Raw genomic sequence first — 26,262 nt, 5'->3', positions numbered from 1 at the left:
GTTTCTCGAATCAGCACTGATGGTGTTAGATTCCATCCTTTTTGGGAGGGAGCCCTATGTCGCTGACCCAGTGCCAGACCTGTAAGGCTGTGATCGCATCATCCGCAAGGGCGTGCCCTCAATGCGGTGCACGGCGCGGTCTCGGTAGGACTCTTGTGTGGGCGTTCCTCATCGTCATCGCGATTGGGTTCTCGGCGATATCGCTTCGTGGCGTACCTCCCGAGCCCCGGGAGAGTGGCGCGCAGCAAGTAGCCCAGGAGGCGGCTTCGGTACCCTCGAAACAAGATGCCGTAGTAGCTGGTGAGCTGCTGCAGATCGCCCCCGACTACGCGCCGGATGTAGCGCGAATGCTGAATCACCTTATGGCGAACTACCCTGCATGTCAGCAGGAAATCCAGCCAGTAACAGCCGTCGCGGTCAAAGCCCCCCGCAATCCCGCTAACCCGGATTTCACTGTTGTTTGTGGCAAGCCGAAGAAGGTGCTCGTGCACTTCAGCTGGATGGATGGGGTGAATAATCAAATCCCTGCACAGCCTGCTGCACCTGATGTAGTGAGCCGGTCTCAGGCGGCTGATGCTTGTGAGACCGCGGCAAAGGAAGCTCTAAGTCGACCAAGCACGGTCAACTTTTCACGCGCATGGTCAGCTGCGTTTCAGGATCGTCCTGATGGAACTGCCGTCTTTCAAACGACGTTCACCGCTGACAATGATTTGGGTTTCGAAAGTAAGTTCGAGATCACATGCCTTTTCACGGGCCACACGATGTCATCGGCTACTTTCCGGCCAGCAGGCTAGCTGAAAGAAAGTTTATTCAGACCCGCTCCGGCGGGTTTTTTTTCGCCTGGAGAAAAGCATGGCAGGCATCAAAGAGCGGCTGATTCAGTTCATCCTGCGCGGCAAGGACGAGCTGTCGCCGGAGGCCAAGAAGTCGACCGATGCGCTTGAGGAACTGCGCAACGAAGCTGCCTCGCTGAATGAACAGCTGGACAGCTCAAAAGGCGAGCGCGGCCTAGTGCGAGATATGCTGGCGACCCAGCGTGCCCTCGAGCAGTCGCAACGGGTGCTGGCTCAGACCGATGAAAGCATCAAGGAGCTGCGCGCTGCGCTGGACGAAAACCCCGGTGGTGCTGGCCTGAAGCAGTCCTTGAAGGATGCAGACAGGGAGGCGGCGCGACTGCGCCGTGTCATCGCTGGCCTTTCCAGCGACCTGGGTGAGCATGAGAAGGCCGCAAAGGCCGCTGGGTTGGATACCAGCAAGCTCGCTGAGGAAGAAAAGCGGCTCGCCCGAGAGCTGGAGGCTGCAAAGACTGCGCTGGCCAATAATGGTCAGCAGCTCCGCGAGCTGGAGCGTGAGCAATCACGTGCAAGCCGTGCCGCGGCGGAGCATTCCAGCCGTCTTGGCGCTGTGCGCGAGGCGATGGCAAGCGGCGGCCGGCAGATCCTCGGCTATGTAGCGGCCTATGTTTCGCTGAATGCCGTGTTCGGTTTGGTTCGCTCAGGCCTCAACCTGGTTTCGCAGGGCATTCGTGCTGTCATTGCCGATGGCTCTGACAAAGAGCAGGCGCTGGCCCAGCTCGAAGCGACGCTGCGATCCACGGGCAATGCAGCGGGGTTCACGGCCGAGCAGCTGCTCGAAATGGCGGATGGCTTCGAGAAATCCTCGATGCTCACCGCCGAGCAGGTCCAGGCCGCACAGACGCGTCTGCTCAGTTACACCGATATCGTCGGTGATCAATTTCCGAAAGCGATGCAGATCGTTATCGATCAGCAGCAGCGCCTCGGGCTCAGCGCCGAACAGTCCGCCGAGATCGTCGGGCGGGCACTTCAGTCGCCGGTCGAGGCCATGGGCGCCTTGGGGCGGCAGGGCTTCAAGCTAGAAGATGGCCAGAAGCGTCTACTTCAGCAGCTGGTGGCCACGGGTAAAACAGCCGAGGCGCAGGCGGTCATCATGGACATGATGACCGAAGCCTATGGCGGCGCCGCTGCTGCCGCCCGGATGAATACGGCGGCTGGTCTCTGGAAGACGCTGACCGATCAGTTCGGCGACTTCGCCTCGCGAGCATCTAACAGCGGTGCGTTCGAGTTCGTGCGCAACAAGCTCCGTGAGGTCAGCGACGGTCTGGATGCCATGGCCAATGACGGCCGGCTTGACCGCTTGGCCAAAGGGCTCAGCGATGCGTTCATTCAGGGGGCTCAGTGGGTTGAGAAGTTCGCCCGGCAACTGGCCGATGTGGATTTCGGTCGGCTGGCCGATGACAGCGCGAGCTGGCTGAGCAATTTCGGCAAGCACCTGGACGAGACCTCGCAGAAACTCAGCGCCTTTGTGCTGCCGTTCCGTGCCTTGTTCAATGGCCTGACCGCTGGCCTGTCACTGGCCGCGGCAGCTATCACCAGCAAGCTGAGCGAAGTTCTCGGCCTGATCGAAGTGGTGGCCGAACGGCTGCCGGAGTCTCTCGGCGGGCCAAAGTTGCAGGCCGCGGTCCAGCAAGCGCGGGGTGTACTGGATGGCATGACCTCCGGTTTCGTCGCTCAGGTCGAGCAGGATGGCAAGGATCTGCAAGCGGCATGGGAGGCCGCGCTGGGAGGCGTGGCCGACAGTACCAAGAGCACGATGGATGAGGTGACCGAGACCATCAAGCTCGACACCGTCAGCCAGGCTGACTACGTACGCCAGGCCGTCACGTCGATGCAGGGGGCGCTGGATCAGCTCAGTGCGGCCAAGACGGTCGCGCAACTGCGCCAGATTGGCGAAGAGATGTACGCCGCTTATCAGCGCGGCGATATCAGCCAGCAGGAGTACTCCGCGACCTCTGTCGAGCTAAACCAGCGCCTGGGTGATCTGGGCGGAACTACCAAGAGCCTGTCGAAGGCTGTGGGTATCGCGGCAGAAAGCCTCAAGTCCTTGAGCGATGTGCAGCGTGCGATCAGCGATGCCAAGACGGATCGCGACATCGCCGCCATTCGTACGGCCCTGCAGACGCTGTACGGTAATGCGCAGCTCACCGCCTCGGAATACAACACCGAGCTGACCAAGCTGACAACCCGGCAAAAGGAACTGGCCAAGGCCGTGCAGGGCGGCAAGAAAGCCCAGGACGACAAGAACCAGTCCGACAAGGACGCCATCGTCACCAGCGAGCAGCTACGACGCGAGTCTGGCAAGCGCATGGAGGCGGAGCGGCAGGCCGGCGACGCGGCCATGCAGCAGCGGCGCAAAGAGTCCAGCGACGCCCGCAAGGATATGGGCGCCATGGCCGGCTTCTACGATGGCGTGATGAACGCCGCCCGGGGGCCGCTCGCCTCGCTGAGCGCCGCGGCGCTGGAAGCCTTCGACCGGCTGCGCGGCATCAAGACTGCCGACATGAACATCGACACCAGCAGCTTGGATGCCACCACCGATTCGCTGGAGCGTGTCAGCAAGGCGCTGGGCGACGTACGCGCCAACATGAACAGCCCGTTCACCGGCCCTTTGGGTCGCTGGCAGTTGGACATGCAGGAGGCCAGCCTCAAAACGCAGCAGGCGTACCTGGGCCAGCAAGCTCAGCTCCAGCGGCTACTTGAGAAGTACCAGAGCGGCGCCCTGAGCACGCGGCAGTTCGAGAGCGCTGCCCGTGGCCTTCGCCGTAGCCTGAGCCTCTTGGATGATTCCGATCTGAGCAGCCTGGACGGGGCGATCAAGTCCGCCCAGGACAGCATGGAGCAGATGGGGCACTCGACGCGCTCGACGTTGGAAAGCCTGCAGGATGAGCTGGACGGCCTGCAGGGGCGCACCGAGGACATCGAGCGGCGCCGGTTTGCTGCGCGGCGGCGTGAACTGGAGGCACAACTGGCCGAGGCCAATGCCGGCGGCGACAGCCAGGCGGTGGCGAACGCCAGCCGGGCGCTGGGCATGCTGCGGCAGATCGAGGCCGAGTCTGCACAGCAGCGGCAGGCGGAAGAGCAGAAGCGGCGGCAGGAGGAACTGGCCAAGGCCAACCCCGCGTCGGCGGCACAGCCTGCTGCGCAGCAGCCTTCCACCATCGTCCGGCTGGAGCTGCCCGGGCGGGCGCCGGTAGACGTTGCGGTCGGTAGTGCAAACGATGAAACCAACCTGCTCGCCATCCTCGAGGATGCCGGGCTGAGGACGCGGTAAATGCCCAACCAGATCACCCTGGCCGGTATCGCACTCGACGACCACCACGAGTGGACGGACGAGTTTCAGTGGAGCGCCATCGAGCAGGAACAGGAACGATCGCTCAGCGGTGCGCTGATCGTGCAGGAAGGCGTCAAAAAGTACGGCAGGCCCATCACCCTGGCGGCGAACAATGCGGCCTGGACGCCGCTCGCTGTCGTTCGGCAGCTCGAGGAGCTGCGCGATCAGCTCGGCCTGGTCATGCCGCTGGAGCTGGCTGACGGTCGAGCCTTCCACGTGATCTTCAACCGCGTGGACGGTGACCCGCTGGAGGCGCAGCAGCTCGTACGTGAGGTCGAGCCCAGGCCCGATTCGGATTACCTGATCACGTTGCGGCTGATAACCGTGGCGCCGCCGCCAGAGCCTCCGGCGTCGCCTTGAAGGCGTCGCCCAGCTCGCACATTCCCACACCCGCCACGGCGGGTTTTTTATGCCCGGAGATTGGCTGGCATGACCATCACTAGCAACGACGTGAAACTGCTGGAATCCCAGCGCCTGACTGACGCCGACGATGGTGGCGGCCGCGCGACTGGCAAGGCCATCGTCGATGGCCAGGTGAACAACCTGTTCCCGGACATCAGCCGGCTCGACCGCACCATCGGCCGCATCAACCTACGCAAGGTCAGCGCTGGGGTGATGACCGAGAACGCCGACGCTTACCTGGGCGCCCACGGCATCGTCACACAAGGGCCGGCAGATCCGCGTGTCAATGTGCTGCTGTTCAACACCGGCAGCCAGACCGACGTGCGTACCGACGCCCAGGATCTCATCGAGAGCTACGTTGCTGCGGCGTCGACGGCTCAGTTCGACCTGCTCGGTACCCAGCTTGCTGGCCAGCGCGCCATCGCGTGCGTGCAGCGCGAGGAGCAGCGCATCCCTGAAAGCGGCGATGTTTTCCAGCTCGCTACCGCCACGACAGCCCAGTACGTGCGCGTGGTAGGTGTCGAGTCGCGCCTTGAGCAGTTCACCTATGACTACGGCAATGCCAACTTCGTGAACTTCACCCGACGCCGGCTGGATCTGCAACTCTCCGCGCCGCTGCTGACCGCCTTCCCGGGTGGCCAGGTGACGCCGGCCGGCACCACGGCCACTGCGCTGGATGGTGCCGCCAAGGCCCGCGTGCTGAGCACTCAGGTAGCCGATGCGGCGCGTTATTACGGCATCAGCCCACTGGCCGATGCAGTGGCGCTTGGCGCGCTCACCGTGCGCGTGGAAAGTGTGTATGCCCAGCTGGTACCAAGCACCACGAAGGAATCGGCGCTGGTCGACCTGCTGGGCGGCTACCAGCGGCAGCTCTACATTCCGGCCGGCCCAGCGCGCACGGTGAACCTGAGCGTCGCGGCCGGGGCCGTGGCTGGCGAGTCGCGCACCTTCCTGGGTACCGGCTGCGCGCCTGGCACCCTGACGCTGACAGCAGGCGACGGTGTGTTCACCGACGACAGCAAGGGCGCGCTGCGCTACGTGAGCGGCAGCAACTGGATCACGTCCGGGCGTGTCGACTATCAGACCGGTGAGGTCACCCTGGTGCGCACCGGCAGCAGCTGGGCCGGCAACGCCAGCGCGACCTACCGCCCAGGTGCCGCCGCCACCGGCGACACCATCACCGGTGAATATCGGGTCACGCTGGGCAATCGCGGTTACGTCTACACCCTGAACCTGGCCGGTGCCATCCCGCGGGCCGGTACGCTGTCTGTCTCCTACCTGGCCCTGGGCAAATGGTATGAGCTGCGCGACTACGGAGACGGGCTGCTGACCGGCGAGGGCGCCGGCACCATCAGCATGGCCACCGGCTCGGTCAGCCTGACGCTGAACGCACTACCGGATGTTGGCAGCTCGCTGGTGTACAGCTACGTCAGCTCGGCTGACGACACCATCACCAGCCACGCCGGCGCGGCAGTAACGCCGGAGATCGAGGTGCGCTACACGTTGCCCGGTGGCGGTATCCAGCCGGGGAGCCTGACGGTCTCGTTTACCGCCGGCACCGCGCTGACCCTCGCCGATGATGGCCTCGGCCAACTGAGCGGCAACGGCGGTACCGGCACCATCGTGTATGCGACCGGTGACCTGGTGATGAAGCTGAGCGCGCCGCCGGCCTCCGGCATCACCTATACGTTCCGCCGCGGCGCCGTCGACGACGCGCCGCTGAGCGTGACCAGCGACGGCAGCGGCATTGCGACGTTCACGATTCCCGGCGCGCCGCTCAAGCCGGGTAGCGTGCGGATCGACTGGCTGACAACGCGCCGCCAGTCGGCGCCGGCGATCAACTGGAAAGTGATCGAGAGCGGCAACGCGCTGCCGGTTTACGACGGCACGACCGAGGTCAGCAACACCGCCAGTGACAACGGCGCCGGAGGTTGGCAGGGCGGGCGCAATGGCTCGATCAACTACCAGACCGGCCAGTGCACCCTGCAGGTGGCTCGCCTGTATGACTACATCGAGTACACCTACAGCAACCGCGCCAGAAACAACACCACCGGGCCGTACACCGAGCCGGTGCTGGTGACCACGCCGGTGCAGCAGCGCGAGGCCTTCGCCGGCACGCTCTCGGCCAAGTCGCAGGCCGCCGGGGTGAGTTCGGACGAAGCCACGCACACCCAGGCGCAGCCGCCGATCACGGTCGATCTGCTGCCTGGTGTGGGCGCCGCCATCGTGCCCGGCTCGCTGCTGTTCAGCTGGAACGGTTCGCTGTACACCGATCGCAGTGGGATCCTGTACCGCGACGTATCCAGTGCCACGAACGGTGGCGTGGCGGTCGGCGCGGTCGACTACGTGGGCCGCACCGCGACCATCAACAGCTACACCGGCAATGTGCTGGGCGCTGTGACACTGCTGGCCTGCCTGACCGCATCAACGGGCTTTGGCGTGACGGCGGCGACGTTCCGCACGCCGGGCGCCCCTCTGCGCGCTGGCAGCATGCAGGTGACCGCCGTGCGCGCGGACACCGCCCAGGTGGTCACCGCGGTGGCAGACCTGAATGGCGTTTTCGCAACCGGCATCATCCGCGGCACCGTCGACGCCGCCACCGGTATCGCCCGGCTGACGTTCACCACCAACCCCGACGATGAGTCGGGCGAGAGCGACGTGCCGGTGATCCCGCTGCTGACGCGCTACAACGCGGTGGTGCAAACGCGGCTGCCACTGGATGCCGGCCTGCTTGGCCTGGATCCGGTGCGCTTGCCGGCTGACGGCCGTGTGCCGATCTACCGCGAGGGTGACGTGCTGGTGGTCCACCACACTGCCGAGACGGTGATCGCGTCGCCGCAGGGTGGCGCCACGGTCACGCTCGACAGGCAACAGCAGGCGAACATCGAGGTGGTGGACAGCGACGGCCACGTGCTGCGTGCTTCGTCGTTCGAAGGCGACCGCGAAAAGGGCACGGTGACCTGGGCGAACCCGCTGGTGCTGCAAACCGAAAACGGTACGCCGGTGAGCACACCGCTGATCATTCGTGATCGCGTCGAGCACATGGCTCTTTGCGTCGAGGTTCAGATCACCGGGCAGGTGGGGCTGAGCTCGCCGATCCCGTGGGATCTGCCGGCCGGAGAGGCGATGGTGTCGAGCGCGGTGACCTGGGGCGACCTGCAATCGCGGGTACACACCTGGTTCACCCAGCAGACCTGGAGTCAAGGCGCGCCCAACTGGGCAGATCGGCCGGAAGGCAACACCACCACGGCGAACTACAACCAGCTGAGCTACCCGCCGGTAATCACCAATGCCGGCGCCATCGCCGGCAAGTGGGCGCTGGTGTTCACCAGCAACACCTCATTCAACGTGGTGGAGCAGCAGCTCGGCGTGATCGCCACCGGCAGCACGGGCAGCGACCTGTCACCCATCAACGCCCTGACCGGCCAGCCGTATTTCACGATCCGGCGCGAAGGCTGGGGCACCGGCTGGGCGGCTGGTAACGCCGTGCGCTTCAACACCGATTCGGCGCTAGGGCCGATGTGGGTGATCCGTACGGTCATCAGTGGGCAGGGCACCGTCAACGATGACCAGTTCAAATTGCAGATTCGTGGAGACGCAGACTAATGGCCAATGCAGTGCTTTATACGCACCTTGACCCGGGTGCTACCCCAGCGACCCTGGGTTCACAATATGGCGTGGTCATGTTCTATAACCTGCTGGTTCCTTGCCTGGTTAATGGCTATGGAACGGGAGCAGATGCAAAGCCTGGCCAGGGTTGGACTCTGGTGCATGCCGACCTGCCGCTGGGCTTTAAGCTCAGGGCGCCAGATGGCGTGTACTACACCTTCTACCGCGGATCGGTATGGAATGATCGTGGCTTTCGCCCAAGCTGCCAGATTTACATTTCCGAGACCCTGACTGATATCGCGGCCTATCCTCCGACTGGCCAGAACGTTCGATCTGGCCCCTTCGCCTCAAGCTCTGCAAGTGGAAACAGGCACTGGGTCTCCTGCGGCTGGTATCAGAACTGGCAAAACGTTGGTTGGACGATTGTGGCCAGAGGGTCGCAGGTCTACATCTCGTTCGTGACCTACTACGACATTGATAACGGAAATGGAGAAAGCCCCACCAACGGAGGTTATAGCGGGAGCTATGGTGGCGAGATTTTTCTAGGCAATGTGGCCTTCAAAGACCAAACGATTCCGAAGTCGGGTGCGCAGAACCATATGGTGCTGGGCGGTGGCGAATACGCCGAGAACCATGACTTCACCTCTGAGATGGCCTACTCCTACCTGAATGCCTATGGGCGTAGCCGGTTGAGAAGCCCGCTTAGTGGCACGATTGAGCTGGGTGCTCTCCCAGCGATGCGGGCACACCCCAACATCTACACTGATTACGGTGGTTTTAAGCTGGACGTTGACTTGACGCCTCCAGACTTTGTAATCGAGCGCAGGCCGTTTTGGGATAGTGGTTACGTGGGGTACATTCCAGGGGTTTTCATCAGTACCTACTACACGCACCGTAGGGTTCCGGCGATTTTGCGTCGGTTTGACCGCTCTCCCGTCTGGAGTGAAGCACTAAACCCCATCGACTTTGGCGGCGAGCCCTTCTACTTGGTGCCAACTGGGTATGGGACGGCAATCGTGTCTTTGCTTGAGAAATACTGGACATGAACCCCATCACCGTCACCCAGGTGGGTGTGTTCCGTCAGCTGCACGTGATCGCCGACAAGCTGCGCCGAAACTTCTCCACCAAACCGGTGAAGGGTCTGATGTTTGCCAAGTTCACCGTGCTCAGGGTGCCTATCTCCGTTGAGGTCAGGCGGGAAGGGGAGCCGTCTAAAGACTTCATGTTGACCCTATCAGACACCTCCACAGGTGGGCTGCTGGCCATCTATTCGAAGGATTCCTTCAACCCGCAGTGGTTTGCCCGTACGGCGATCTACCGCGAGGTGCTGGCCCAGGCCTATGAGTACAGCGAGCCGCGCCTCGGCATGTCGCGCTGGCCAACCCTCAGCGAGACGGCCAACCACCTGCTGTTCAACCTGACTGAGAGCGACGGCGGCAACCAGGTACCGACCGTGGATGCGCGGCTGAAGGCGGCCGCCACAGTCGATTCGGTGTGGGCGTCGCGCGAGACGGTGATCGTCGAGCGCATGGACGATGGCCAATGGCGGGTTGCCGGTTATGGCCGCACCCTTGGTGACGGCCTGGGCGACATCGACCTGAAGGTGACCACGTCCGGCACGGTCTACGCCATCGCGCTGGATGACTTCGGCGTGACCTTCGTGCCGGGCTTGGCCGTAGCGGTTGGCGATCGAGTGCGGCCGGCGGCCTTCGGCGGCTGGGTCTACGAAGTGACCGAACCGGGCGAGCTGCCGGCGGCTGAGCCGGAGTGGTGGCCAGCGATCGGCGAAAACCCCTCACGCCCGCTTGGCACTGCCCGAGCGATCGCCGTGCGTTACTACCGACCGTTGGTCCATGGCCCGGTGCCTGTCGAGAGAATCTGATGCTTGCAATCACTGTTGGTGGTGGCTGGGGCCGTGCGGCTGCAGCCGATCGCCAGGGCGTATCTATGCCTTGGGGAGCGACACGGGCCGCCGACCTCGGCGCCGGCGCGCGCTGGGAAATCGCCATCGCTCAGGACGGTGCCGATCAGCGCGCAGTCTGGGCGATGGTGCCAGCGGCAGACATGTCGCGGGCTTCGGCTTGGCACGAGGCAATGCGCCGCGACGGCGTCGTGCAGCGCTCACCCTGGGTGGATGTGCCGCGCAAGGATGCGCTGCTCGGCGTGGGCTGGGATCACACCATACGCCCGGTGGAGCTGAGGCTGCGGCTGATCTACAACCCGCTGCCCGCGCGCAAAGAGCTGCTGCTGAGCGTGGGTGTGCGGCGGGTCAATGAGTTCGGCCCACGGTATGACGCGGCCACTGCCCTGCAGGACAGCCTCTATGTGCCAGGCACTGGCCCGCTGGTGTTCTCGTTCGGCGGGCGACCGTACTTCCCTTCGACGGCGCCGCAGGTGTACTTCGATTTCCGGTACGAGTCCGAAACGCCGCGGATCCAGCCGGCCGATACCGGCAGCATCGCGGTGCGCTGGTCTAGTGCCCGGCGCCTGAACCTTGGGTATCGCGTGCCGTGGGGCAGGGCAAGGGTGCTCGATGGCGCGCTCACCGGCATCGAGTACGTGGACTACCCCGGGCCGGTTAAGCCGATACCGGTGCCGCCACCTGATCCCACCATTGTGGATACCTACATGATCGCCAATACCGTCAACCTGGTGGTGCTGCCCTCACGCACGCCGCTCGAGGCGAAGAACCTGCGCGTCAGCCTGGACGCCGACAGCTTCAGCTGGAAGTTCAGCGCGGACATCTTCACCCAGGCTGCACTGAATCTCGTGCGGCCTGGCGTTGATGGCCAGCGTGAGGTTGAGCTGGATATCAACGGCTGGCGTTGGATCCTCATCGTCGAGCGCTACAGCCGGCAGCTGAAGTTTCCGACCGAGGCGTACAGCATCACCGGCGCCACTCGCACCCAGCTACTGGCCGAGCCCTATGCGCCGCTACGCACCTCGCTGAACAGTGCGCCGATCACGGCCCGCCAGGTAGCCGACGATGAGCTGCTGAATACCGGCTTCACCATCGAGTGGGACACCGAGAATGTCGGCCCGCATGACTGGACGTTCCCAGCCGGCGCGCTGAGCTACCAGTCGCAGACGCCGATGCAGGTCATCGCCCGCATCGCTGAAACGGTGGGCGCCATCGTTCGGCCTGCCCGCGACAGCGACACGCTCGAGGTTCGGCCCCGTTACGTGGTGCCGCCGTGGGAGTGGGGCGCGACGGATGCACCGGTCGACCGCATCATCCCACCGGCGATGCTCACCCAGCTCGACGGCGAGTGGACGCCGCAGCCGGCCTGGAATGCCTGCTATGTGTCGGGCACCAGTCACGGCGTATCGATGCTGGTCCGCCGGGCTGGCACTGCCGGCGACAACCCGGCGCCGGACGTTTTCGATGACTGGATCACCGGCGAGGAAGCGAACCGCGCACGCGGCGTTCATGAGCTGGCCAAGGGCGGCGACATCGAGATCGTCGGCTTCCGCCTGCCGCTGTTCCACGCGAGTGATGATCACGGCGTCGGCCTGGTGCTGCCCGGCATGCTCTGCCGCGTGCTGGAGTCTTCCGGCGCCTGGCACGGCGCCTGCCTATCGACCGAAATCAGTGCCGAGGGCACCGGCGCTGTGCGCGTCGCGCAGAACCTGAAGCTGGAGAGACACTACTGATGGCCACCGTGAACCCCTGGAAGCGCTTCGTCGGGCTGCTGCCCGGCGGCGTGCGCACGGTTGCCATCGTGCGCAGCATCGATACCACCGCCGGCATCAGCACCGTCGAACTGCGCACGGGCACCCGAATCGCCGTGCGCGGCGTGGACGTGCCCAGCGGCAGCAAGGCCTATATCGCTGACGGCACGATCACCGGGCCGGCGCCGAACCTGCCGCACTACGACGTCGACGTTTAACCCCAATCAATCCATGAGGAGCCAGCGATGCAGCCGGCCTGTATAGACCTGCCCGTTACAAAAGGCACCGTGCGCCAACCCCTGCTGCTGATGCAGCCCTTGTTCGCTTACCCACCGATTGCCGGCATCCTCGAGGAGGCGCCGCTACGCCTTTCGGTGCCGGCGCATGGCTTGCCCAGCGACTGGCCGGTGTGGCCGGAGAAGGTCATCGGCTGGAGCGCGCTCAACCTCGACCGCACGCGCGAGGCGGGCCGCCTTGCCAGGGTGATCGACGCCGACACCATCGAGTTCAACGAGCTCACCGCCAACGGCGAGCGCATCACCGGCGGGCGTCTGGCCTACCGGCTGCCCATCGACCTGATCGGCTGCCGCGCCGAGCTGGTGATCAGCCCGGCCGGGCTCTCGCCCATCACCTTCAGCACCACCGCTGGCGGCCTTGCGATCACCGGCCCGGGCCGGCTGCTGCTGGAGATCGCTGCCGACCAGTCTGCTGGCTTCGCGTGGGAGTCCGCGCCGTATGCGCTGCGCATCACCTGGAGCGATGGCAGCGAACAGGAGTACCTGCGCGGTCGGGTTCTCAACGGGGGCTGCTGCCATGGCCGATGAATCGCCCTTGGTGGTGATTGAGCTGCAGCCGATCGCCGTGATGGTCCAGCCGCAGCAGGTGGCTGTTGTCGCCGTTTCGGCTGGCGGCCAAGGCCCGCCCGGCCCGCCCGGCATTGGCGGCGCCCAGATCAGCGCCGAACCGAACAACCGACTGACCCAAAAAGAAGATGGGCTGCACGTCTCTGACGACTTCCAGCCTGACCCGCTTGCCCACTACATACTCGCAAAAGGCTGAACGCTATGACTATGGAAACCCGCCTGATCGCCCTGGCTAATGCCATCGGCACCGACATCAAGAACCTCACCGCCAAGCAGGGCGACCTGACCAGCCTGCCCACCCAGGCCAAGGGCAACCTGGTGGCGGCCATCGCCGAGATTTACAGCCTGATGGGGCAGGCCAGCGCTGTGATCGACGACACCGCCGGCGACGGTGCCACAAGCGTCACTTGGTCGGCGGACAAGATCCACGACACCATCGAGCTGGCCAAGGTCGCTGTGAAGGACTCGATCCTGGGCGGCGCATCCGAGGCATACGACACCCTGCTCGAGCTGGAACAACTGGCCACGGGCAATGCTTCGGCCGGCGCCGCCCTGGCAACGGCAGTTGCCAACCGCGTGCGCTACGACGAAGCGCAGACCCTCACCGTCGCGCAGAAGCTGCAGGCCTGCACGAACATCGGTATCGGCAATCCCGAGACCGACTTCGCCGCGGCCTACGCCACTGCCAAGGCGTGACCCATGACTCTGGTAGCGCGCGTGATCGCGCTAGCCCAGGCTGTGGCCGCTGATATCAAGGCTATTCAGGCCTCGCTTGCCGGGCTTGGTACAGCTGCAAGGAAGAGCGTCACCACGTCGTCCGTCGACCTCACCGCTGATCGAGTCCTTCGTGTCGGCGATGGTGGCTGGATGGGTGATGTGCCTGTACCAAACGCGCCTAACCTCGATGACCGCACTATGCGTGGGTGGCGCTACATAGGTCAGGCGTCGGCTGGAGTGAAGCCCCCTGATACGACCTATGGCCATGTTTTGACCTTTGGTAATGCTGGAGATGCAGTCACGCAGGAGTTCTGGGAGCTGACTGGCGAAGCTGGACGCACCTTCAGAAAATTCTTCCGCCAGACCTATGGCACTGGGCCTTGGGGGCCGTGGGCTGAACTCGGCAAGGGAAGCTCCCTCGTTAAAGAAACGAAGTACGATCAGCCAGGTGCGATCAGCCACGTCATGCACGCCAGCACGGCTGTGTACGAAGTCGAGGTCTGGGGCGGCGGCGGCGCGGGCGGTAGTGGTGCTCCCCCATCAGGGCAAGCCTCTAAGTTTGGCGCCGTTACAGCCGACGGCGGTAAAGGAGGAAGCTCAGGGTATGGTGGCGACGGTGGTGAGGCGTTCGGTGGATTGCTGAATATTAAGGGCCAGGCTGGTGACGGTGTCGACTCTGGGGGGTATGGCGGTGCAGGCGGTATGTCGCCTCGTGGCGGCGGCGGTGGCCGTATGGGCACCTCGGGTATACCCGGGACACCTGGTGCGCAGCCTGGGGGCGGCGGTGGTTCTGCAATCAATCCAAGCATGACTGGCGGCGGCGCGGGCTACAGCTTTGATCGGAAGCTGGTAGGTGGCGGCTCTACTGTCACTGGGATGGTGGGTGCAGGTGCTACTGCCGGAAGCAACGGGTACAGGGGCGGCGATGGCATGATCATCGTCCGCGAGTACTCGAGCAGCGTTCCGGGCGTCGAAACCATAAATCAGATATCTGCCCAGGTTCAGGCGCTTGCGCCTGCTGTAATTTCCGGAGCGATTGGTACAGCCTTCTCTGGAAACCCTGGTCTATCTGCGGGCGCGAAAATCCCTTTCAATGAGTTCTGGTCGAATGTAGGTGGCATAACCTACGACGCAGCAACGAGGCGTTTCTACGTGCCGTCGGCTGGGGTGTATCGAATACAGCTCAGCGGCCTGAATACTCAAGGTGGCTCCGGAAACCGTGTCTTAGTTGGTATCAATAACGACGCGCCCAACAATGGCAACCACATGGGGGTTGGATACACACCTGGCGTGAATGCCGGCCTCGAACTGATCACGACCGTACCGGTACCCGCGGGCGGATTCATAGTCTTCTACCTCTCTCAGGGCAGCCTGAACAACTTCGCCGACAACAGACTCGGACAATTCAGTATCGAGAGGGTGACCCGATGAACTACTACGGAACGTTGGGCAGTAACTCAGAACTGGAGAGCCCCGTACATCCAGGAGGAAAACACATTCTGATGAGCGCGCGCAGGCCATCGCGAGATCACCTGGCGCAATCAGACGGCACCTGGCATTTGTCTCTTGAGCGGCTAAAGGCAGCGGCAAAGGAGCGGCTGAATTCTGATTTTGCTGTCGCAATGGCCGCGCTGCATGACGGCTGGCCGGACTACGAGATCCAGACCTGGACGGTGCAGGCTGAGGAGGCGCGCCAATGGATGGCGGCTAAGGCTGATGTCAAGCCGGTCGTGCCGTTTCTTTCCAACCTGCACGCCCAGCGCGAGGCGATGGGATGGGAGGGCACGCTCGAGGAGCTCGTGGAGCGAGTGATCCAGAACACCAACGCCTACACCGCGGCCACCGCCAGCCTGATCGGCCGGCGGCATGTCGCGGAGCGTGCGATCGACGCGGCAGATGATCCATCGTCGATAGCCTGGGATTTCAGTTTGCCCACCACAACCGAGGGCTAACCTGGCCCGCCGACACTCATCAATCCAGCCCGCCACCGTGCGGGCTTTTTCATGCCTGGAGAAAACTTATGGCTCGACTTACCGCAAAAGAAGCGGGCGGCGCGAACGTGCTCGCCTTTCTGGATATGCTCGCCTGGAGCGAGGGTACTGACCACCCTAACCAGCGCAGCAACGACGACGGCTACGACGTGCTGGTCGGCGGCAAGCTGTTCACCGACTACAGCAAGCACCCGCGGGTGCTCGTTGCACTGCCGCGCTACGGCATCAAGTCCACCGCCGCCGGCCGTTATCAGTTCCTGGCCCGCACCTGGGACGCGATCGTCGAGAACTACAACTTCCTTGGCCGCTTCATTCCCCGCGCCCAAGATCTGGCCGCGGTGAAGCTGCTCAAGGAATGCGGCGCGCTTCCGCACATCAAGGCCGGCCGCATCGAGGAAGCCATTGCCGCCGCGGCACCCATCTGGGCCAGCCTGCCGGGCGCCGGCTATGGCCAGCGCGAGCACAAGCTGACCAGCCTCCTGAAGATCTACGCAGACGAACGCGCCGCTGAGCCGTGCGACCAAGGCGACCTGCTGGCCATGTTCACCGCATGCGGCGGGGTGGTCGCATGATCCCGGTCCAGTACCAGCTGCTCGCCAAGGTTGTCGGCGTTCTGGTGCTTATGGCCGCCGCCGCCGGTGTCGTTTGGTGGGGCATGGCGCCGCGTATTGAAATCGAGGATCAGCGAGCGGGCAGGGCAGAGCAGCAGTTGGCCGATGCCCAGGCCATGATCGAGCTGCAGGCCGGCGTGCTGGCTCAGCAGCAACACCAGCTCGGTCAGCTTGCCGACGTCGACCGTCGCATCCAGCAGCTTGGCCAGACTATCAACCGCAATCAGGCCGCGCAGTCGGCTGCCCTCGAGGAGCTCAAACGCAATGATCAAGCCGTGGCTGTATATCTGTCTGGTGCTGTCCCTGGCGACCTTGGCCAGTTGTACGCGCGACCCGAAACCAACGACCCCGCCGCCTACCGCGGCTCGCATGGAGTGCAGCCTGGTGCCGTGCCGGCTGCCGGGCCGCCAGGCGCTGGTGGTGAATGACGACTGGCGGCGCGCCGTCGACGAGCTGGAGTACGAGCTGGGGCAATGCAGCACCCAGGTGATTGCGTGCATCGAGCGTCAGGCCGCGCAGCGGCCGCAGTGAAAGAGAGGCGACGAGCCCAGGTGCGCCAACACCCAGGCTCGACACCTGACCCGCAGAACGTCCCTGCAAGCCAAGCCATGGCCTCCGCCTCGTGCACGAAGCGCGGCGAGCCTAGCACCTGTTTATCCATACAGTAAAGGTTTGCACCTAATGACCACTCCGATCATCCCTTGGATGGGCGGCAAGCGCCGTCTTGCCGATCGTCTTATCCCCCTGTTCCCGCCCCACGAATGCTACGTCGAAGTGTTCGCCGGGGGCGCGGCCTTGTTCTTCATGCGTCCTCAACCAGCCCCGGTCGAGGTGCTGAACGACATCAACGGCGACCTGGTGTCGCTGTATCGCGTTGTCCAAAACCACCTCGAGGAATTCGTGCGGCAGTTCAAGTGGGCGCTCACCAGCCGCCAGCTGTTCGAATGGCACAAGGTCAGCCGGCCGGAGACGCTGACCGACATCCAGCGCGCTGCGCGCTTCTTCTACCTGCAGCACAACGCCTTCGGCGGCAAGGTGTCCGGGCAGACGTATGGCACTGCCACCACCGCGCCAGGCTTCAGCGTGATGCGCATCGAAGAGAACCTGACGGCTGCCTGGCAGCGCCTGGCCGGCACCTACGTTGAGAACCTGGGCTGGTTGGAATGCGCCGAGCGCTATGATCGCGCCCACACCTTTCATTACATGGATCCGCCGTACTGGAAAACCGAGGGCTATGGCGTGGGCTTCCCGTTCGAGGAGTACGAGCGGATGGCCGACTTCATGCGGCGCTGCAAAGGCAAAGTGATGGTGAGCATCAACGACCATCCCGATATCCGCCGGGCGTTCGTAGGCTTTCACATGGAGCAGCTGGATATTCGGTATAGCTGTACGAACCAGCGGCAGGGGCTGGCCGAGAAGACCGGCGAGCTGGTGATCATGAATTGGGAGCCGGCGGCGCTCGGCGGGTTGTTCTAGCCGGGTAGGGCGTATACTGCCCTCTTTTCGTGAGGGGCAGCTCATGCTCAATATCTACAGCTCCAATTGGGGCGTGGTGCTGGATAAGCAGCTCGGCACGCAGCAGGGCGTCTCGATTTGGGAGTTCCACCGAGCGGCGTCCTCGGTCGCTCGTGACCAGGGCCGGCGCACATATCGATACGCTCGCATCAAGCCGGCAGTGCCTAAGGATGGCCAGGAAGTGGAAGTCACTTTGATGCTGACCCCATCGTCTCCTGAATCCGACTGGTTACCGCTCGGCGTGGCGACTGCTCGCACCATCAATAGCATCTGACGGCCCGGCTAGAGCAGTGGGCTATCAATCTTCCTGATCAGCTCGGGGCCGTGGTTCTTCACGTTGCCCACCGCTTTATCGACCGGGTACCACTCAAACGCTTCCACGGGAGTGTCGTGGTGCCTGGCCAAGTCTTCGGCCCGCTCAGGCAGCAGGCCTGGCTCCAGCCATTCCCTCGCAACATCTGGCGGCAGCACGACTGGGCGCCGGTCGTGGATGTCAACCATCCCCTCATCGCTCGCGGCTGTGACAATCGCGAAGCCGCCAGCGCCTCCCTCTTCGCCGTGCGGTATCTCGCCGATCGCGGCGAAGAACGCAGGGTCGCCTCCCTTCAGTCGTATGAAGTACGGCTGCTTGACCTTCGGGTTGTCTGGATCCTTCTTCCACTCGTACCACCCATCCGCCATCACGATGGCCCGCCCGCGCTTCCAGATCGCGCTCCAGAACCTGCTGGTCGCTGCAGTCTCGATCCGTGCATTGATCGCTGGTGGTCGCTTGCCATCCGCCCAGTGTGGCGCGTAGCCCCATCGGGTCCAGGTGGCGTGCGTGCCCTGGTCGTCCTGGTGCAGCAGCAGTACGCGCGACTGGGGCGCGACGTTGTAGCGTGCAAGGGGATCATTCGACCAGTCGCCCTCGAGCAGGCCCAGCTGCAACGCTTTGGCGTACTCGTCGACAGTTCGGTACTGCGTGAATCGTCCGCACATGGAACCCTCCGGTCGTCAGTTGGCCATCATCATCCTTTGACCGCGGCTCAAGCGTTTTGGTATCTGTATATGTATACAGTATTATTTTTGAGTTCCATCATGGGTAACGCGTCCTTTCTCTGTCTCCTCAAAAGCTCCTCCGCCGTGCTGCCTTTTCTGTCGGCCCGAGTGCCTGCGGGCATGGGCTTCCCCAGTCCCGCGGCCGACCACATAGAGCGCAAGGTGTCCCTTGATGAGCTGCTCGATATTGACGCCCCTCAGACGTACCTCGTTCGGGCACACGGTGAGAGCATGACCGGTGTGGGGATTTTTCACGACGATGTGATGGTGGTGAACAGGGCGCTGGAGGCTGGGCCGGGTGATGTAGTAATCGCGGCTATCAACGGTGACACGCTGGTGAAGACGTTCTGCCGGGAAGGCGATCAGATCATTCTTCGCTCGGAGAACCCCAAGTACGCGCCCAGGTACGTGCTGGAGGGCGACGAGCTCATGGTGTGGGGCGTGGTGATCACCAACCTGCGGAGCCTGCGCCAATATGGCTGAGTCGGCGATCGCGCTAATCGACTGCAATAGCTTCTACTGCAGTTGCGAGCGGGTATTCAGGCCGGATCTCCAGCATGTGCCGCTCGTGGTGCTGAGCAACAACGACGGCTGCGTGATCGCCAGGTCGGCGGATGCCAAACCCTTCGTGGCAATGGGCGATCCCTACCACCTGATCAAAGGTGTGTTGAGGCGGCACGGCATTGTGCCTTTCAGCAGCAACTACGCCCTGTATGGCGATATGAGTGAGCGCGTGATGACCGTCATCGAGTCGATGGTTCCCGAGGTAGAGGTGTACAGCATCGATGAGGCTTTCGCTGACCTAACGGGGGTGCAGGGTGACCTCGAGCAGCTCGGCCGGCAGATTCGCGCGCGCGTGCTGAAGCACACAGGGATACCAACCGGCGTCGGAATCGGTACCACGAAGACGCTGGCCAAGCTGGCGAACCATTGCGCGAAGAAGTGGCAGCGGCAGACGGGAGGGGTGGTCGATCTCCGTGATCCGGAGCGCCGTAATAAGGCGCTGAAGGTTCTACCTGTCAGCGATGTGTGGGGAATCGGCCGGCGCATGACCGAGAACCTCGACAAGCTGAAGATCACAACGGCGTGGGATCTTGCGCAGGCTGATGCCTGGACGCTGCGCAAGCAGTTCAGCGTGGTGGTGGAGAAAACCGCGCGCGAGCTGCGTGGAACACCCTGCCTGCAGGTGGATGACCAGGTGCCGGCGAAACAGGAGATTTGCTCGAGCAGGATGTTCGGCATCCGGCTGGAGCGAATCGAGCCGATTCGCGAGGCGGTGGCCACGTACGCCGCGATCGCCTGCGAGAAGCTCCGCGCCCAGGGCTCAGTGTGTAAGCGAATCCGTGTCGGCATCAGAACGGGGATGCACAACCCCGACGAGCCGAAGTTCGCCCGGGGGATGACCCTCGAGCTGCCGTACCAGACCGACGACACCCGGATGATCACCCACTACGCGCTGCTGGCCCTGGAGCAAATCTACCGTAAGGGTTACTCGTTCTCGAAGGCCGAGGTGATGCTGCTCGAGCTGTGCCAGCGCAACGAGTTCACCTCCGACCTGTTCGCGCCCCAGCAGCCACACGAAAGCACCAAGGTGATGGCGGTATTCGACGAGATCAATGCGAGGTGGGGGAGAGGCACGGTGCGGCCGGGCCGGGTAGAGCTGAACCCGGAGTGGGGAATGAAGCGGGAGATGCTGAGCCAGAGTTACACAACAAGGCTTGATCAACTCTGGCGTGCTGGTGGCTGATTTTTCGGTTTTAGTTCGATCTAAAGCCTGCTGAGAAAATTTTCAAACCGGGCAGATTTTAGATCTTTTATGGAGTCGGAGCTCTTCGAAATTACAAATATACTTTTATCGAACATGTCTTCAGAAACACCGCCGAGAATTAAGTGATCTCCGTAAGCAGCTATTATTGCTACCTCTTTTTCATCAAGGTAGAAAGTATGGTAATCAGTCTTCATGTTCGCAGTTATTGTTCCAGCGCCCCTGATCATAAAGAGGAAGATGGCGCCTGCAAAGCATAGAAAGATAAATGCGTAAAACTTGTCTCTGGCTCGAGGGATGGCGTTATCATCAAATCGACTTGTGACCTCTGCATAGCCTTCTCGAGTGGCTTCGGCGTTGAAAGCCTTTCTCCAGTCCAGTGTACGGTGCTTGACGAGTGCAAGAATAAGTGGGATAGCGCCCATCAGAAGGCATACAACCACGAAGTAATTCATGAAAGTATTGGTCATTCCGGCTATATATACCATGGCGACGCCTGGAAGCGAAAATGTGAGGCTGGCACCGATGAATCGAAATTCTTTTTCAGCTCTAATGAATAAGGCAAGAAAGGTGTAATAGTAAGCGTAAGCGGGGACTAATAATATAAACGAGCAAAATAATGAGATGATTATTAGCTTTAGGTCAAGCTCAATCAGCTCGTGCGGGTATCCAAATTCATTAGCATATCCTAGCTCGAATATATAGGCACCAATGAAGCTGATTATAGGTATTGAGGCAAGTAGGAAAGAGTCATTCTTAAAAATATTCATGCGCGCCAGTCCTTTGGTTTATTTAGGGTGTTTTGTGCAATATTGGGTGTCTCTTTAGTAGAGTTATTAGTGAGCCTGTTGGGTTGCTCGCCGCTGAAAGTGAAAGCTGCCACCTTATTTGGTTCATTTGCAGGTTTCATATTAGGCGTTAAGCGGGAGATGTTGAGCGGTAGTTAACAGCGCCGGTTAATCGACTGTGGATAGTTGACGCCGCTTGTTGGGTTGAGCTGGGCTCTAATTAGTTGATTGGGGAGTTAATTTTGTTAGGCTCTGGGAGAGCTTCTTAGCTCCCCCGTGCGCTCATCTAGCAACCATTTGCTATGTAAGTGAAATAGCTTTTCTAAAATCCCACTGAGTTGAGTGGGATATCCATTATATTAGCGCGGATAAGGATTTTGCCTTGCCTCTAGCAACATCTTTCTCATAACTGCGACGGAGTTTACCTCGTAGATCACGGATTTTGGCAGGGCTCTTGAGATCGCCCTTGTAGTCAAATTGCTCTCCGAGGTTTTCGACCTCAAAGTTAAGGTCGATAATTAAAGAGTCCAGAACTTCTTCAATGGATCCTAGAAATGTGCCGATGGCTTTAGAATCGAAAAGTTTCTTAGGGTTTTTGACGATTTCTGCAGAGTTGGCATCTGATCGCATCAGGTCAGCGACAGTAGATAGGAGAAAGAATCTCGTAAGACCATATTTAGATAATGGTTTGTATTTGATTTTCTCGGCTGCCCGAAGGATTACTTCCATTATTTTCTTTAAGAAAATGATTCTGTGAGCCGTTACAGCTGGCCTCGCAAAGATGTCGTTATATTTGTCGTCAAATAGTTTGTAGACCTGGTGGCATGACTCAGGCTCTAAAAGATCAAAAGCTAGCAGCAGTCGCCCGGCTTCTTCGTTGGTAATGATTTCTTTGTTGGGCTTTATCTCTTGGCCTCGTTTGATTTCATAAGCATACATACCGCCTTCAACTTGCTGAAATTCTTCTAGAAGCCTTATTTGAACTTCATTGTTAGATTTTAGATCGCGCGGCTTAATGGCGTTTTGATTGTTGCTATTGATAGTGATTTTTTTTGCAAGTGTCGGGTTTTCAATTTTGATTATTTTAGCAAGCACGCGAAGGTCTTGGCTGAGATGGTCCATCGATTTCCTAAAAGTCGAAATGCTTTGGGCTCCATTGACAACGACATAGTTTTTGATGATGAGACTATCGCCGTCGGCGCGGGCATGTGCGCACAATATCGTTACACCATTATGGTAGAGCGTGAAGTTTTCATGTTCCGCTTTGTCTAAAACACTCTCGCGTAGCGCTTTATTAACCTTGGTGTTACCAAGAGAATGACGCACGTTTTGGGAGAATAACGAACCGTCATCTATGCCTGAAAGTTTGACAAGCTCGACCGCTTGTACTGGAAGGATATAAGTTACTACTTCCGGCCCTGTGTTGATCGTCATAGGAGATACGTAGGAAGTGTCAAAGGTAAAAGACCCTTGAACGCCGGCTTCCTTATTTATGTCGATATATTCGCTAGCAATTGCGTGGCGGTCATAAACTCTCATCGCTTTATGCTGCTTTAGAAATTCCTCACCGTTCGCATCCAAAGGCTGATTGCAAATAAAAGCTCCAACCACCTCGTATCCATTGGTGATGAGTTCTTTAATCTTGTTTCGAGTCAAGGCCGTTTTGAGTTCTTGATTAGCGCCGCCATCTAAAAGTGCTTGAACCGATTCGGCATTAGCAAGTTGGCTGATAGTTCCGGCAAGCTCTCGCAAGGGGGCGTCCCCAATCGAAGATTCTCTCTGCTTAAGTTTGCCTTGAAGAATAATGATCTCTTGCTTAGTGTGATCAACATAGATTCCGTCAATGCCACGATCGTTAGGACGGTCGCATACAGCGTCATCGGCATCGACTGGATCAAGTCTAAATATGTTTTCCAAAAACCAGTTAAGAAACGCTATAGACTCGCCCCTTCCTTTTTCCTCATAAGTGCCAAGGATTTTTTGTAGGTTAGGGTATTGGAGCTCATCTGGGGTCATAGCGCGTCCTCTGCGGGCTGGGGGGGCAAACCCAGAGCATAGCCCAGGCGCTTCTGCGATTAAATATCGATTTGTACGGGGTGCCTAAGATTGACGTATCTGGCGCTATGACCCGTTGATGGGGCTGTCAGGAGGTAGCTTGGAGGGGGTCTCATTACTGCCTAACCTAGATTAGGCGCTATGACTGAGAGGGACGTGTGGCGAGGAGCTAGAAGATTTGCCGAGTTGAGGTCGATAGCAAATATGTAGAGGAGAGGGATGCGGGCTACGCCAAATTTACGCCAAGCATAAAAAAAGGCCTTATAAATAAAGGCCTTAAGGAATTTGTATGGTGCCCCGGGGGAGACTCGAACTCCCACTTCTTTCGAAAACGGATTTTGAATCCGCCGCGTCTACCGGTTCCGCCACCGGGGCACAATGGCGGCGCAGTATAGGGAGCAAGATGCCATTGGTCAATGCGCTCGCGTGGTCACTTGCAGGGAATTCCGGTAAGCTGCTCCGCCCTGCAGTACGACACACTTTCCGATCATGCGCGTTGCCGACTTTCATTTCGACCTGCCTGACGAGCAGATCGCCCGTCACCCCCTTGCCGAGCGTCGTGCCAGCCGACTGCTGATCCTCGATGGCGCCAGTGGTGCGCTGGCTCACCGGCAGTTCGCCGACCTGCTCGAATACCTGCGCCCCGGCGACCTGATGGTGTTCAACAACACCCGGGTGATCCCGGCACGTCTGTTCGGGCAGAAGGCTACCGGCGGCAAGCTGGAGATCCTGGTCGAGCGAGTGCTCGACGAGCATCGCGTGTTGGCCCATATCCGCTCGAGCAAATCGCCCAAGCCGGGCTCGCTGATCGATATCGATGGCGGCGCCCAGGCGCAGATGCTGGCCCGTCACGAGGCGCTGTTCGAGCTGCGTTTCGAGGAGCCGGTGCTGCCGCTGCTCGAGCGCGTCGGGCACATGCCGTTGCCTCCTTATATAGACAGGCCCGATGACGCCGCCGACCGCGAGCGCTATCAGACCGTCTACGCACAGAAGGCCGGTGCCGTCGCAGCGCCCACGGCGGGGCTGCATTTCGATGACGAGCTGCTGGTTGCGCTGCGTGAGAAAGGCGTCGAGAGCGCCTTCGTCACCCTGCATGTCGGCGCGGGTACCTTCCAGCCGGTTCGCGTGGAGCGTATCGAAGATCACCACATGCACAGCGAGTGGCTCGAGGTCGGTCAGGACGTGGTCGATGCGGTGCAGGCGTGCCGCGACCGTGGTGGCCGCGTCGTGGCGGTGGGCACTACCAGCGTTCGCTCCCTGGAAAGCGCTGCCCGAGACGGCGAGCTGAAACCGTTCAGTGGCGATACCGACATCTTCATCTATCCAGGCCGGTCGTTTCACGTGGTCGACGCCCTGGTCACCAACTTCCACCTGCCGGAATCGACCCTGCTGATGCTGGTGTCCGCGTTCGCTGGCTACCCTGAAACCATGGCGGCCTATGCCCAGGCCGTGGCCGAGGGTTATCGCTTCTTCAGTTACGGTGATGCCATGTTCATCACCCGCAATCCCGCCCCGCGCGGGCCCGAGGTTTCAGTATGACGCGCACCTGCCGCATGTCCTTCGAACTGCTCGCTACCGACGGCAAGGCCCGTCGCGGCCGGCTGACGTTTCCGCGTGGCGTGGTGGAAACCCCGGCGTTCATGCCGGTGGGTACCTATGGCACGGTGAAGGGCATGCTGCCGCGCGACATCGAGGCCATCGGCGCGCAGATCATTCTCGGCAACACCTTCCACCTGTGGTTGCGCCCCGGCACCGAGGTCATCAAGCGCCATGGCGATCTGCATGATTTCATGCAGTGGCAGGGTCCGATCCTCACCGATTCCGGCGGTTTCCAGGTGTTCAGCCTGGGGGCGATGCGCAAGATCAAGGAGGAGGGTGTGACCTTCGCCTCGCCGGTCGACGGCTCCAAGGTATTCATGGGGCCGGAAGAGTCCATGCAGGTGCAGCGCGACCTTGGCTCGGACATCGTGATGATCTTCGACGAGTGCACGCCGTACCCCGCCGAATTCGACGTGGCGAAAACCTCCATGGAGCTGTCGCTACGCTGGGCCAAGCGCTCAAAACTTGCCCATGGTGACAGCAGTGCCGCGTTGTTCGGCATCGTCCAGGGCGGCATGCACGAGTCGCTGCGCATGCGCTCTCTGGAAGGCCTGAGCGAACTGGAGTTCGATGGCCTGGCCATTGGCGGTCTGTCGGTGGGTGAGCCGAAGGAAGAGATGATCAAGGTGCTCGACTACCTGCCCGGGCAGATGCCGAGCGACAAGCCGCGTTACCTGATGGGTGTCGGCAAGCCAGAAGATCTGGTCGAGGGCGTGCGCCGCGGCGTTGACATGTTCGACTGCGTGATGCCGACCCGCAATGCGCGTAACGGACACCTGTTCGTCGACACCGGCGTGCTGAAGATCCGCAATGCGTTTCATCGTCACGATGACTCGCCGCTGGACCCGACCTGCGACTGTTACACCTGCAAACACTTCTCGCGCGCCTATCTGCATCATTTGGATAAGTGCGGCGAAATGCTCGGCAGCATGTTGAATACAATCCACAACTTGCGCCATTACCAGCGCCTCATGGCTGGTTTGCGCGAGGCAATTCAACAGGGTACATTGGCCGCCTTTGTCGATGCCTTCTACGCCCGGCGCGGCCTGCCAACGCCGCCGCTGGATTGATGATTCGATGGCTAAAAGATCTTTCAACAGGAGTGTCAAATGAGCTTTTTTATTCCCGCTGCCTACGCTGATGCCGCTGGCCCTGCTGCCGGCCCGGCTGGTACCGGTTTCGAGTGGATCTTCCTGATCGGCTTCCTGGTCATCTTCTACCTGATGATCTGGCGCCCTCAGGCCAAGCGTGCCAAAGAGCACAAGAACCTGCTCGGCAATCTGCAGAAGGGCGATGAAGTGGTAACCAGCGGCGGCATCGCCGGCAAGGTTTCCAAGGTCAGCGACGATTTCGTGGTCATCGAAGTGTCCGACACGGTCGAGCTGAAGATCCAGAAAGCAGCCGTTGCGGCAACCCTGCCCAAAGGCACGCTGAAAGCCATCTAATTCC

General features: G+C 61.1%; 25 protein-coding genes, 1 tRNA gene and 1 pseudogene. 23 read left to right on the top strand and 4 right to left on the bottom strand.

Annotated elements, in window-relative coordinates; all coding sequences use genetic code 11:
* The first annotated feature begins 155 nt into the window (after nucleotides 1-155).
* From BVH01_RS16050 to BVH01_RS15970, 18 genes and pseudogenes are all read left to right on the top strand, one after another.
* Nucleotides 156-794, top strand: coding sequence for a hypothetical protein (locus BVH01_RS16050; RefSeq protein WP_075931289.1), 639 nt, complete (start codon nucleotides 156-158; stop codon nucleotides 792-794).
* Nucleotides 795-852: 58 nt separating this feature from the next.
* Nucleotides 853-4,128: a phage tail length tape measure family protein gene (locus tag BVH01_RS16045; protein ID WP_075931288.1), complete on the top strand. Its 3,276-nt coding sequence runs from the start codon at nucleotides 853-855 to the stop codon at nucleotides 4,126-4,128.
* Nucleotides 4,129-4,548, top strand: a complete 420-nt coding sequence (locus BVH01_RS16040) for a hypothetical protein (protein ID WP_075931287.1) — start codon at nucleotides 4,129-4,131, stop codon at nucleotides 4,546-4,548.
* 69 nt (nucleotides 4,549-4,617) lie between these two features.
* Nucleotides 4,618-8,196 (top strand): hypothetical protein, encoded by a 3,579-nt coding sequence (locus tag BVH01_RS16035; RefSeq protein ID WP_075931286.1) that lies wholly within the window; start codon nucleotides 4,618-4,620, stop codon nucleotides 8,194-8,196.
* Nucleotides 8,196-9,245 (top strand): hypothetical protein, encoded by a 1,050-nt coding sequence (locus tag BVH01_RS16030; RefSeq protein WP_075931285.1) that lies wholly within the window; start codon nucleotides 8,196-8,198, stop codon nucleotides 9,243-9,245. Before BVH01_RS16035 ends, BVH01_RS16030 begins: the two co-directional genes overlap by 1 nt.
* On the top strand, nucleotides 9,242-10,081 hold the full coding sequence (locus BVH01_RS16025) for a hypothetical protein (protein WP_075931284.1): 840 nt from the start codon (nucleotides 9,242-9,244) through the stop codon (nucleotides 10,079-10,081). The genes BVH01_RS16030 and BVH01_RS16025 overlap by 4 nt, the downstream gene beginning before the upstream one ends.
* Nucleotides 10,081-11,853, top strand: coding sequence for a hypothetical protein (locus tag BVH01_RS16020; RefSeq protein ID WP_075931283.1), 1,773 nt, complete (start codon nucleotides 10,081-10,083; stop codon nucleotides 11,851-11,853). The genes BVH01_RS16025 and BVH01_RS16020 overlap by 1 nt, the downstream gene beginning before the upstream one ends.
* A complete protein-coding gene (locus BVH01_RS16015; RefSeq protein ID WP_075931282.1) occupies nucleotides 11,853-12,089 on the top strand; it encodes a hypothetical protein in 237 nt (78 codons plus the stop codon). Before BVH01_RS16020 ends, BVH01_RS16015 begins: the two co-directional genes overlap by 1 nt.
* Before the next feature lie 27 nt (nucleotides 12,090-12,116).
* The gene (locus BVH01_RS16010) at nucleotides 12,117-12,695 is read left to right on the top strand and encodes a hypothetical protein (RefSeq protein WP_075931281.1); all 579 of its coding nucleotides are present in this window, start codon (nucleotides 12,117-12,119) and stop codon (nucleotides 12,693-12,695) included.
* Complete coding sequence (locus tag BVH01_RS16005; RefSeq protein ID WP_075931280.1) at nucleotides 12,685-12,930, top strand: hypothetical protein; 246 nt, start codon at nucleotides 12,685-12,687, stop codon at nucleotides 12,928-12,930. Before BVH01_RS16010 ends, BVH01_RS16005 begins: the two co-directional genes overlap by 11 nt.
* A gap of 5 nt (nucleotides 12,931-12,935) precedes the next feature.
* Entirely contained in the window at nucleotides 12,936-13,430 is a 495-nt protein-coding gene (locus BVH01_RS16000; RefSeq protein WP_075931279.1) for a hypothetical protein, read from the top strand.
* Between the two features lie 3 nt (nucleotides 13,431-13,433).
* Nucleotides 13,434-14,882 (top strand): pyocin knob domain-containing protein, encoded by a 1,449-nt coding sequence (locus BVH01_RS15995; RefSeq protein ID WP_075931278.1) that lies wholly within the window; start codon nucleotides 13,434-13,436, stop codon nucleotides 14,880-14,882.
* Nucleotides 14,879-15,403: a hypothetical protein gene (locus tag BVH01_RS24475; RefSeq protein ID WP_139317854.1), complete on the top strand. Its 525-nt coding sequence runs from the start codon at nucleotides 14,879-14,881 to the stop codon at nucleotides 15,401-15,403. Before BVH01_RS15995 ends, BVH01_RS24475 begins: the two co-directional genes overlap by 4 nt.
* A gap of 68 nt (nucleotides 15,404-15,471) precedes the next feature.
* Nucleotides 15,472-16,014: a glycoside hydrolase family protein gene (locus BVH01_RS15985; RefSeq protein WP_075931276.1), complete on the top strand. Its 543-nt coding sequence runs from the start codon at nucleotides 15,472-15,474 to the stop codon at nucleotides 16,012-16,014.
* A complete protein-coding gene (locus BVH01_RS25005) occupies nucleotides 16,011-16,481 on the top strand; it encodes a hypothetical protein (RefSeq protein ID WP_075931275.1) in 471 nt (156 codons plus the stop codon). The genes BVH01_RS15985 and BVH01_RS25005 overlap by 4 nt, the downstream gene beginning before the upstream one ends.
* A pseudogene (locus BVH01_RS24850) lies at nucleotides 16,405-16,584 on the top strand (hypothetical protein); the annotation flags it as partial. The gene BVH01_RS25005 and the pseudogene BVH01_RS24850, both read left to right, overlap by 77 nt.
* Before the next feature lie 150 nt (nucleotides 16,585-16,734).
* Entirely contained in the window at nucleotides 16,735-17,529 is a 795-nt protein-coding gene (locus BVH01_RS15975; protein WP_075931274.1) for a DNA adenine methylase, read from the top strand.
* 43 nt (nucleotides 17,530-17,572) lie between these two features.
* Complete coding sequence (locus BVH01_RS15970; RefSeq protein WP_075931273.1) at nucleotides 17,573-17,842, top strand: hypothetical protein; 270 nt, start codon at nucleotides 17,573-17,575, stop codon at nucleotides 17,840-17,842.
* Nucleotides 17,843-17,850: 8 nt separating this feature from the next.
* Here the strand turns inward: BVH01_RS15970 and BVH01_RS15965 are convergent, their stop codons facing one another.
* Nucleotides 17,851-18,546 carry an SOS response-associated peptidase family protein gene (locus BVH01_RS15965; protein WP_075931272.1) on the bottom strand — a complete coding sequence of 232 codons (696 nt, stop codon included), beginning with the start codon at nucleotides 18,544-18,546 and terminating at the stop codon, nucleotides 17,851-17,853.
* A 99-nt stretch (nucleotides 18,547-18,645) separates the two neighbouring features.
* On the opposite strand from BVH01_RS15965, the gene BVH01_RS15960 reads away from it, so the two are divergent.
* A complete protein-coding gene (locus tag BVH01_RS15960; RefSeq protein ID WP_075931271.1) occupies nucleotides 18,646-19,089 on the top strand; it encodes a LexA family transcriptional regulator in 444 nt (147 codons plus the stop codon).
* Nucleotides 19,082-20,353, top strand: coding sequence for a Y-family DNA polymerase (locus BVH01_RS15955; RefSeq protein ID WP_075931270.1), 1,272 nt, complete (start codon nucleotides 19,082-19,084; stop codon nucleotides 20,351-20,353). Before BVH01_RS15960 ends, BVH01_RS15955 begins: the two co-directional genes overlap by 8 nt.
* A 20-nt stretch (nucleotides 20,354-20,373) precedes the next feature.
* Here BVH01_RS15955 and BVH01_RS15950 read toward each other — a convergent pair whose 3' ends face one another.
* From BVH01_RS15950 to BVH01_RS15940, 3 genes are all read right to left on the bottom strand, one after another.
* Entirely contained in the window at nucleotides 20,374-21,141 is a 768-nt protein-coding gene (locus BVH01_RS15950) for a hypothetical protein (RefSeq protein ID WP_075931269.1), read from the bottom strand.
* 372 nt (nucleotides 21,142-21,513) lie between these two features.
* Nucleotides 21,514-23,175, bottom strand: coding sequence for an AIPR family protein (locus BVH01_RS15945; protein WP_075931268.1), 1,662 nt, complete (start codon nucleotides 23,173-23,175; stop codon nucleotides 21,514-21,516).
* Nucleotides 23,176-23,504: 329 nt separating this feature from the next.
* A tRNA-Leu gene (locus BVH01_RS15940) sits at nucleotides 23,505-23,589 on the bottom strand.
* A gap of 114 nt (nucleotides 23,590-23,703) precedes the next feature.
* Between BVH01_RS15940 and queA the strand changes: the two genes are divergently transcribed.
* The 3 genes from queA to yajC are packed head-to-tail and all read left to right on the top strand — an operon-like array spanning nucleotide 23,704 to nucleotide 26,258.
* A complete protein-coding gene (queA, locus tag BVH01_RS15935) occupies nucleotides 23,704-24,753 on the top strand; it encodes a tRNA preQ1(34) S-adenosylmethionine ribosyltransferase-isomerase QueA (RefSeq protein WP_075931267.1) in 1,050 nt (349 codons plus the stop codon).
* A gap of 14 nt (nucleotides 24,754-24,767) precedes the next feature.
* Nucleotides 24,768-25,883 carry a tRNA guanosine(34) transglycosylase Tgt gene (gene tgt / locus BVH01_RS15930; protein ID WP_177344617.1) on the top strand — a complete coding sequence of 372 codons (1,116 nt, stop codon included), beginning with the start codon at nucleotides 24,768-24,770 and terminating at the stop codon, nucleotides 25,881-25,883.
* Between the two features lie 39 nt (nucleotides 25,884-25,922).
* Nucleotides 25,923-26,258 (top strand): preprotein translocase subunit YajC, encoded by a 336-nt coding sequence (gene yajC, locus BVH01_RS15925; RefSeq protein ID WP_070887893.1) that lies wholly within the window; start codon nucleotides 25,923-25,925, stop codon nucleotides 26,256-26,258.
* Nucleotides 26,259-26,262: the final 4 nt, after the last annotated feature.

This window comes from Pseudomonas sp. PA1(2017) (assembly GCF_001945375.1).
In the GTDB taxonomy this organism is placed as follows: Bacteria; Pseudomonadota; Gammaproteobacteria; order Pseudomonadales; family Pseudomonadaceae; genus Aquipseudomonas.
Note: the sequence above shows the minus strand (reverse complement) of the source record. Positions and strands in the feature narration are given on the sequence as shown.

Bases quoted from the DNA above. Each gene is read 5' to 3' on its own strand.
- BVH01_RS16045 (WP_075931288.1), top strand. From the start codon at position 853: ATGGCAGGCATCAAAGAGCGGCTGATTCAGTTCATCCTGCGCGGCAAG.
- BVH01_RS16040 (WP_075931287.1), top strand. From the start codon at position 4,129: ATGCCCAACCAGATCACCCTGGCCGGTATCGCACTCGACGACCACCAC.
- BVH01_RS16035 (WP_075931286.1), top strand. From the start codon at position 4,618: ATGACCATCACTAGCAACGACGTGAAACTGCTGGAATCCCAGCGCCTG.
- BVH01_RS16030 (WP_075931285.1), top strand. From the start codon at position 8,196: ATGGCCAATGCAGTGCTTTATACGCACCTTGACCCGGGTGCTACCCCA.
- BVH01_RS16025 (WP_075931284.1), top strand. From the start codon at position 9,242: ATGAACCCCATCACCGTCACCCAGGTGGGTGTGTTCCGTCAGCTGCAC.
- BVH01_RS16020 (WP_075931283.1), top strand. From the start codon at position 10,081: ATGCTTGCAATCACTGTTGGTGGTGGCTGGGGCCGTGCGGCTGCAGCC.
- BVH01_RS16015 (WP_075931282.1), top strand. From the start codon at position 11,853: ATGGCCACCGTGAACCCCTGGAAGCGCTTCGTCGGGCTGCTGCCCGGC.
- BVH01_RS16010 (WP_075931281.1), top strand. From the start codon at position 12,117: ATGCAGCCGGCCTGTATAGACCTGCCCGTTACAAAAGGCACCGTGCGC.
- BVH01_RS16005 (WP_075931280.1), top strand. From the start codon at position 12,685: ATGGCCGATGAATCGCCCTTGGTGGTGATTGAGCTGCAGCCGATCGCC.
- BVH01_RS16000 (WP_075931279.1), top strand. From the start codon at position 12,936: ATGACTATGGAAACCCGCCTGATCGCCCTGGCTAATGCCATCGGCACC.
- BVH01_RS15995 (WP_075931278.1), top strand. From the start codon at position 13,434: ATGACTCTGGTAGCGCGCGTGATCGCGCTAGCCCAGGCTGTGGCCGCT.
- BVH01_RS24475 (WP_139317854.1), top strand. From the start codon at position 14,879: ATGAACTACTACGGAACGTTGGGCAGTAACTCAGAACTGGAGAGCCCC.
- BVH01_RS15985 (WP_075931276.1), top strand. From the start codon at position 15,472: ATGGCTCGACTTACCGCAAAAGAAGCGGGCGGCGCGAACGTGCTCGCC.
- BVH01_RS25005 (WP_075931275.1), top strand. From the start codon at position 16,011: ATGATCCCGGTCCAGTACCAGCTGCTCGCCAAGGTTGTCGGCGTTCTG.
- BVH01_RS15975 (WP_075931274.1), top strand. From the start codon at position 16,735: ATGACCACTCCGATCATCCCTTGGATGGGCGGCAAGCGCCGTCTTGCC.
- BVH01_RS15970 (WP_075931273.1), top strand. From the start codon at position 17,573: ATGCTCAATATCTACAGCTCCAATTGGGGCGTGGTGCTGGATAAGCAG.
- BVH01_RS15965 (WP_075931272.1), bottom strand. From the start codon at position 18,546: ATGTGCGGACGATTCACGCAGTACCGAACTGTCGACGAGTACGCCAAA.
- BVH01_RS15960 (WP_075931271.1), top strand. From the start codon at position 18,646: ATGGGTAACGCGTCCTTTCTCTGTCTCCTCAAAAGCTCCTCCGCCGTG.
- BVH01_RS15955 (WP_075931270.1), top strand. From the start codon at position 19,082: ATGGCTGAGTCGGCGATCGCGCTAATCGACTGCAATAGCTTCTACTGC.
- BVH01_RS15950 (WP_075931269.1), bottom strand. From the start codon at position 21,141: ATGAATATTTTTAAGAATGACTCTTTCCTACTTGCCTCAATACCTATA.
- BVH01_RS15945 (WP_075931268.1), bottom strand. From the start codon at position 23,175: ATGACCCCAGATGAGCTCCAATACCCTAACCTACAAAAAATCCTTGGC.
- queA (WP_075931267.1), top strand. From the start codon at position 23,704: ATGCGCGTTGCCGACTTTCATTTCGACCTGCCTGACGAGCAGATCGCC.
- tgt (WP_177344617.1), top strand. From the start codon at position 24,768: ATGTCCTTCGAACTGCTCGCTACCGACGGCAAGGCCCGTCGCGGCCGG.
- yajC (WP_070887893.1), top strand. From the start codon at position 25,923: ATGAGCTTTTTTATTCCCGCTGCCTACGCTGATGCCGCTGGCCCTGCT.